At 50.1% G+C, this 2,676-nt stretch carries 2 protein-coding genes; both read right to left on the bottom strand.

Annotated elements, in window-relative coordinates:
- Nucleotides 1-64 precede the first annotated feature (64 nt).
- The gene (istB, locus tag ICN47_RS12665; protein ID WP_216220269.1) at nt 65-835 is read right to left on the bottom strand and encodes an IS21-like element helper ATPase IstB; all 771 of its coding nucleotides are present in this window, start codon (nt 833-835) and stop codon (nt 65-67) included.
- Nucleotides 836-887: 52 nt separating this feature from the next.
- A complete protein-coding gene (gene istA, locus ICN47_RS12660; RefSeq protein WP_216220268.1) occupies nt 888-2,465 on the bottom strand; it encodes an IS21 family transposase in 1,578 nt (525 codons plus the stop codon).
- Nucleotides 2,466-2,676: the final 211 nt, after the last annotated feature.

Below are 2,676 nucleotides of genomic sequence, written 5' to 3'. Positions count from 1 at the left end.
TTTCAGATTCAGCGTGACCGGCAAGGCTCTAGTATTTGAAGGCTCAGTTATTGTAGTTTAGCGGTCACGATGCCTTCTGTTTTTTACCGATTTCCGCTATGGTTTCTACTTCTTGCTTGCGCATGGATTCTCCTTTGAGTTTGATCTTATGGCTTTGATGGACGATGCGATCAAGGATGGCATCAGCTAAGGTCGGGTCATTGAGATACTCATGCCAGTGCTCCACTGGAAGTTGGCTGGTAATGATGGTGGACTTGGTTCCAACCCGATCGTCCATGATTTCTAGAAGATCAGAGCGTTCCTCTTGGTTTAGAGGGTGCAAGCCCCAGTCATCCAAAATCAGTAAATCAACCTTAGCTATCGATTGGAGTTTGCGAGTAAACGTACCATCCGCATGTGCTACTCGCAGTTCTTCAAAGATTCTGGGTACGCGCATATTGAGCGCCGAGAAGCCGGCTCGGCAGGCTTGTAATCCCAAGGCGCTGGCTAGCCAAGTCTTGCCTACGCCAGCAGGACCAGTGAGCAAAATGCTTTGAGCACCCCGGATCCAGTCGCAACTAGCAAAGCTAGCCACCTGCTTTTTATCTAAGCCTCTACCAGGGCGGTAATCGACATCTTCCAAACAAGCTGAAGACACTTTGAGCTTGGCGCTCTTAAGCAGTCTTGCCTGCTTTTTGTTCTCTCGGTAGGTGAGCTCTCGATCCACCAAGAGTCCGAGACGTTCTTCAAACGAAAGATCGCTTGACGCTCTTTGCGTAAATTGCTCTTGTAGGCCAAGAGCCATGCCCTCTAGCCTTAGTGCTTGAAGCTGGGTGATGGTGTGTTGGTAAAGCATGTCATTTTCCTTCTTTGGGTTGTGCTGCTGGTTAAAAATTAGTGGAGATGTTTTAGTGGTAATACTTGGGTCCGCGCACGTTCTCATGTAACGGTAGTTGCACAGCACTCTTCTTATTTGGGGCGGCTCTGCTTGTCGTTGCCAAGTCCAGCTTAGCAACAAGGATGTTGCGTACGCTTTTTTGAGTCATTGCGTTATTACTCATTGCAATAGCGCAGGCGGCCTCTAGTCGCTCTTTGCCGTAGGTTTTAGAGAGGCTTAGTAAACCAAGGCAAGCGCGGTAACCGAGTTCGGGATATGCTTTTTGATGCAGCATGTGCGACACTAAGGATTGAGTAAATGCACCGATCCCCTGACCCCAATTCAGCAGACGCTCTGAACTCCATTCCAGATGAGCCTCGTGTGCTTTAGGCATGTGCTCTGGCACAGTGGTTTGAGAAGATAGCCCATGGCTGTAGCCCGTGCGCATCACACGTACATGGGCGGCAATGCGTTTTCCTTCGCAGAAGATTTCCACTACGGTGGGGGTGACCCGCAGCTCGACTGCTTTGCGCGGATATTGGTACGGCACGCTGTAATAGTGATGCTCTAACTCCACATGGTAATCAATACCGACTTTGGCCTTCTTCCAGGAACAAGTCTCAAAGATGGTGACTGGTAATGGCCTGAGCGCAGGTTTATCAATCGATTCAAAGGCGCTACGGCGATTGCCAGGCAGCTTCTTAAAAGGGCGGGTATTGAGCTCTTCCAGCAAATCGGCGATGGCAATATTGAGGTCAGCCAAACTAAAAAATTGTTGGTGGCGCAACTTAGCTAAGATCCAGCGCTCCACTACCTGCACGCCTACTTCGACTTTGCTCTTATCTTGCGGCTTGCGTGGCCGTGCCGGGATCACGGCGCAGCCGTAATGCGCGGCGAACTCGGCGTACGATCTGCCCACTTGCGGTTCATAGCGATCGGGGTTGGCAACCAGGCTTCTCGGATTATCGGGAACGATGACCTGCGTTACCCCACCAAAATACTCAAAGGCTTTGCGCTGGCCTAATAGCCAATCTTCGGTCTTTTGCGCTCTCGTTGCTAATGCAAAGGTATAGCTTGAGGCCCCCAGAACGGCAACAAAAATCTGCGCCTTGGTAATTTGCCCAGTCAGGACATCAATGATGGGGATGGTGGGACCGGCATAATCGACAAAGCATTTTTCTCCGGCCTTGTGGATTTGCCGCATCGAGGGCTTGAGGGTTTTTGCAAAGGCGGCGTAGTGGATGCAAAAACTGGTATAGCCATACGGCTTTTGCGTGGCAGCTTCGCAGTACTCACCCCAGAGTAGTTGCAAGGTGAGGCCTTTTTTCTTCATCTCTTGGTTGACCAAGATAAAGTCAATCGGGGCAAATTGGTTTTGGCCCGGCACCATTGCCTGCGGTGGCAGCAAACGCATTGCTAGCTGCTCTTCAGTCAAAGGTTCAATGGACACCCAATCTAACTGCGCCGCTTGCGCTAGGGCTGCGTACTTGGCGACAGCGCCCTTGGATAATTCCAGGGCTCTGGCAATCGCATTTAAGGACAGGCCACATTCAAAACGCAGCCGCAAAACTTCTTTAATTTTTCGCATGGTAATTGCTTTACTGGACATGGGGAGCCTAAAAAGCTCAACCATATCGGGTTCATCAAATTACCCTCGAATACTAAAATCCCCACTAATCTTTGCCTAATATTTAGGCAAAATGCATTTCAGAGGAAAGCACAAAAGCGGTCACGCTGAATCTGAAACAGGCGGTCACGCTCATTATGAAATGACCGGTCATTTGCCTGAAATGGGTGGTCACGCTGGCCTGAAATACGCA

The organism is Polynucleobacter sp. AP-Latsch-80-C2 (assembly GCF_018882185.1).
GTDB lineage: Bacteria > Pseudomonadota > Gammaproteobacteria > Burkholderiales > Burkholderiaceae > Polynucleobacter.
Note: the sequence above shows the minus strand (reverse complement) of the source record. Positions and strands in the feature narration are given on the sequence as shown.

Excerpts from the sequence above, each read along its gene's own strand:
- istB (WP_216220269.1), bottom strand. The coding sequence starts at position 835 with ATGCTTTACCAACACACCATCACCCAGCTTCAAGCACTAAGGCTAGAG.
- istA (WP_216220268.1), bottom strand. The coding sequence starts at position 2,465 with ATGTCCAGTAAAGCAATTACCATGCGAAAAATTAAAGAAGTTTTGCGG.